We start from the raw sequence: 2,353 nt of genomic DNA on the forward strand, positions 1-2,353 counted from the left end.
AATAGTAATATCTCTGGTAAACAAGGTGTTAACATTGACGCTGAAAACGGTACAACTAACGTTAACGCAACTAACGTAACAGCAACTGATTCTAATGCTTCGATTAACATTACAGGTAACCAAGGAGCAAACCTAGGTAACGGTACTAACGTTACATCTCCACAAAACGTTACTATTGACTCTGCAAATGGTTCTGTTTCTGTTATCGGTTCTAACGTAACTGCGAACAATGGTACAGTTAACATCACTGCCAAAGAAAATACTACAATTGAAAATAGTAATATCTCTGGTAAACAAGGTGTAACCATTGACGCAGAAAATGGAACAACTAACGTTAATGCGACTAATGTAACAGCAACTGATTCTAATGCTTCGATTAACATTACTGGTAACCAAGGAGCTAACCTTGGCAATGGTACTAATGTATCTGCACCACAAAATGTTACGATTGACTCAGCGAACGGTTCAGTAAACGTTACAGGTTCGAACGTAACCGTAGAAAGTGGTACAGTTAACATCACTGCTAAAGAGAACACTACTATCGTAAATAGTAATATCTCTGGTAAACAAGGAGTGAACGTAGATGCGTCTAACGGTTCAGCTCATGTTAATGCTACTAATGTAACTGCTACTGATGAAGATTCTTCAATCAGCATTACTGGTAACCAAGGTGCAAACCTAGGTAACGGTACTAATGTAACCGCACCACAAGATGTAACTATCGATTCTGCGAATGGTTCTATCAACGTTACAGGTTCGAACGTAACCGTAGAAAGCGGAACAGTTAACATTACTGCTAAAGAGAACACTACGATCGTAAATAGTAATATCTCTGGTAAACAAGGTGTTAATATTGACGCTGAAAATGGTTCTACTAACGTTAACGCAACTAACGTAACAGCAACTGATTCTAATGCTTCGATTAACATTACAGGTAACCAAGGAGCTAACCTTGGCAATGGTACTAATGTATCAGCACCGCAAAATGTAACTATCGATTCTGCAAATGGTTCTATCAACGTTACTGGTTCGAACGTAACCGTAGAAAGCGGTACAGTTAACATCACTGCTAAAGAGAACACAACTATCGTAAATAGTAATATCTCTGGTAAACAAGGAGTGAACGTAGATGCGTCTAATGGTTCAACTCATGTTAATGCGACTAATGTAACTGCTACTGATGAAAACGCTTCAATTAGCATTACAGGTAACCAAGGTGCGAACCTAGGTAATGGTACTAATGTAACGGCTTCTGATGACGTTACCATTGATGCATCTAATGGTTCGATCAATGTTACAGGCTCAAATGTAACAACTGAAACTGGTACAGTTAACATTACTGCTTCACAAAATACTACTATCGTAAATAGTAATATTTCTGGTAACTCAGGCGTTAACATAGATGCAGAAAACGGCACAACTCACGTTAACGCAACTAACGTAACAGCAGGAAATGGTTCAGTTAACATTACGGGTAACCTAGGTGCGAACTTAGGTAATGGTACCAATGTTTCAGCTCAACAAAATGTTACAATTGATTCATCGAATGGATCAGTTAATGTAACTGGAACAAATGTTACAACTGAGGGAGCAATCAATATCACTGCTAAAGAGAATATTACAATTATCAACTCTAACTTCAGTGGTAATGATTTCAACTCAAACGCAACTAATGGTAGTTCAAGCATTACTAATAACACCATTAACGTAACTAACTTTACGGCTCATGCTAAAGATAGTAACGAGGTGACTAATAATGTACTAAACATCTCAAACAACACTGTTATGAGTGGACAACCAGTTACGTTTAAAGATAACTCAGGTGTGATTGATCATAATCCAGTGATCAATGGTACTAACTATCGTACAGATGCTACTTACATTACTAACCCAGAGTTAAATATCACTAACCCTGCGGTGGATCCACCGATAGTTATTGATAACAAATATAACGATTGGTTAGAGGATCATGAGACAGATCACTTAATTCGTGAAGACTCTCTTAAAGCTTTAACCGAAAACGATGTTCCTTTACCAACAGGTGAAGCAATTACGGTAACAAGTTGGTCGTTTGAATTATCAACCTGTTATCTCCGTATTGATGACATCTTAAAACGTTATGATGTGTCAGCTACAGATGTTAGAAACCTAACTGTAGAAGATATTGTTGAAAAATACGATATAAGTCGCAGTGATAGGGAACAAATTGAACTCGAATGTGAATTAGTTCCTGGTTATTTAAAATCTCGCGTGGAAAAATAGACTTCTCATAATGAGAAATTAATTTTATAAAATGCAGACTAGCTATTTAGTTAGTCTGCATTTTTTTTATGAAAAAAATTAGATAGGTGAT

At 36.9% G+C, this 2,353-nt stretch carries 1 protein-coding gene; it reads left to right on the forward strand.

Features of this window, described 5'->3' with window-relative positions; genetic code table 11:
- The coding region (locus CJP74_RS08175) for a beta strand repeat-containing protein (RefSeq protein WP_222987041.1) at positions 1-2,262 on the forward strand (2,262 nt) is incomplete at its 5' end.
- Between the last annotated feature and the right edge of the window lie 91 nt (positions 2,263-2,353).

It is taken from the genome of Psittacicella melopsittaci (assembly GCF_003585925.1).
In the GTDB taxonomy this organism is placed as follows: domain Bacteria; phylum Pseudomonadota; class Gammaproteobacteria; order Enterobacterales; family Psittacicellaceae; genus Psittacicella; species Psittacicella melopsittaci.